This is a genomic window from Streptomyces griseus subsp. griseus, assembly GCF_000720255.1.
Classification (GTDB): domain Bacteria; phylum Actinomycetota; class Actinomycetes; order Streptomycetales; family Streptomycetaceae; genus Streptomyces; species Streptomyces griseus_I.
Genome location: NZ_JOJE01000114.1, coordinates 1 through 1,560 on the forward strand (window position 1 = coordinate 1; position 1,560 = coordinate 1,560).

General features: G+C 73.4%; 2 protein-coding genes. Both read right to left on the minus strand.

Translation table 11 applies throughout. The features are described 5' to 3' along the window. Window positions 1–441: 441 nt before the first annotated feature. Window positions 442–1,206 (minus strand): bestrophin-like domain, encoded by a 765-nt coding sequence (locus IG99_RS43320; RefSeq protein WP_078948285.1) that lies wholly within the window; start codon window positions 1,204–1,206, stop codon window positions 442–444. 15 nt (window positions 1,207–1,221) lie between these two features. Next, window positions 1,222–1,350, minus strand: a complete 129-nt coding sequence (locus tag IG99_RS51585; protein WP_267882619.1) for a hypothetical protein — start codon at window positions 1,348–1,350, stop codon at window positions 1,222–1,224. Window positions 1,351–1,560: the final 210 nt, after the last annotated feature.

Below are 1,560 nucleotides of genomic sequence, written 5' to 3' on the forward strand. Positions count from 1 at the left end.
CCGGCGCCCCGCCCCCGGCGCCCCGCGCCCGATGCGCGTGGGCCCGCCCGGGAGGCCGGAATCCGCCCGCGCTGCCCGGGGCCGCCCGAGTGTGCCGAGCCCCCTGGGCCGCCGGAGGTGCCGAGCTGCCCGAGGCCGCCCGAGGTTGCCGAGCCGCTTGAGGCAGTCTGTGTTCGCCGTCTTGCCAGAGGCCGTCGAGCCGCTTGAGGCAGTCTCTGTTCGCCGAGCTGCCCGAGGCCCGTCGAGCCGCCTGAGGCTACCCGTGGTCGCCGAGCCGCCCGAGGACACCAGAGGGCGCTGAGCCCCCGAGGTCGCCGAGCCCCCCGAGGTCGCCGAGCCCCCCGAGGTCGCCGAGCCCCCCGAGGTCGCCGAGCCCCCGGAGGTCGCCGGGCCGCTCGAGTCAGGCGAGCGGTGCGGCCCGCGGGTCCCCGTGACCGTCTGTCAGCCCTTGACGCCCGGGAAGAGGGCCAGGAACGGCTCCGCGGACGCGGTGATGCCGCGGCTGTACGGCGCGTCGAAGTCCCAGATCAGGAAGAGCAGGAAGGCGATCAGGGCCGAGAACAGCCCGGCGAGAATCAGTTCGCGCGGGGTCCGCCGGATCTGGAGGGCGAGGATCATCCCGATGGTGATCACCGCTCCGGCCAGCAGTCCGAACCACACCACGCCGGGCATGGTCGGCTCGATCGAGTTGGCGCGGGAGGTGCGCGCCTGGTCCGCCGCGGCCACCTGGTCGATGAGCGGCTGGTAGGCCTGCGCCTCGAAGTCCGTGCGCGGTTCGTAGTCGGTGACGTCCGCGCGGACCCGCTCAAGCAGCTCGTCACCGCGCTCGGTGAGACGGCCGTCGTCGGCCATCGACTTCCATTCGGTGGTGACGACGTGTCCGACATAGGTGTTGACGTCGTCCCTGATGCGGTCACGGGCTTCGACGGGGTAGATCCGCACGCGCTCGGAAATCTCGTGCAGCGCCTGTGCCTCCGCCTGGACGTGGTCCTGGGCCACGCTGCGCGCCTCCCAGACACCGGCGATGGCCAGGCCCAGGACGATGGCGTACACCACGCCGATCCACATCGTCATGTACTCGATGACGTCCGGAGTCTCGGACGGGTCCTCGTCTTCGGACACCGAGCGGTTCCGCAGGAAGGTCAGGGCGATCACCACCACGCACGCGGCGGCCATCGCGAGGGTCAGAACAAGCCATTCCGGCAAGGGTCTCTCCAGGGATCAGCGCGGACGGAGCGCGGCGACGGCGACCACCGCGGGCACGGTGATGAGCAGGACGTGGGTGAGGGGTGACGTTCCCCCGTGCGGCGGTGCCTTGTGCGGCGCGGAGTGGTACTCCGGGTAGCTCACCGGCCGCACGGAGGGCTGCGGCGCCGGCTCGGGCGTCGGCGTGGGTTTCGGCTTGGGCGTCGGTACGGGGGGAGGCGTGGGCTCCGGGCGGGGAGCGACGGGCCGCGGTGCCGGTGGTGGTGGCGCGGGCTGCTTCGCCGGAGGCGGTGGAGGCGGCGGGGGCGGTGGCTCGGGTGCCGGGGTGGGTGTCGGCCTCGGGGGCGCGGGTGT